This window comes from Pseudoalteromonas sp. P1-26 (assembly GCF_001401795.1).
GTDB lineage: Bacteria > Pseudomonadota > Gammaproteobacteria > Enterobacterales > Alteromonadaceae > Pseudoalteromonas.
The window spans coordinates 1-238 of sequence record NZ_LKDX01000191.1; the positions used below are offsets into that span (position 1 = coordinate 1).

1 protein-coding gene is annotated in these 238 nt (G+C 41.6%); it reads right to left on the reverse strand.

The features are described 5' to 3' along the window. Nucleotides 1-215 (reverse strand): helix-turn-helix domain-containing protein (locus AN394_RS21460; protein WP_152968980.1); only part of this gene is annotated, 215 nt, incomplete at its 3' end. Between the last annotated feature and the right edge of the window lie 23 nt (nt 216-238).

Genomic DNA, 238 nt, shown 5'->3' on the forward strand with positions numbered 1-238 from the left:
TTAAGCCTATCTGGAGTTTTATTAATTGGCTCGCTGCCTGTATTCCCGTGAACAACGAATTGTAGACCTTGGCTTCGGTAACGCTGCAAATAACGTTCAATAGTACGCCTGGATTTATTGAGGAGCTTAGCGGCATTAGCTATCGTAACTTTACGCTCTGCCACTTTAGCAATGATATCAACTGTTAATTGAGCTTTGGAATTCAAAACAATCACCCTTAGCGCTCCTCAAATGCTTA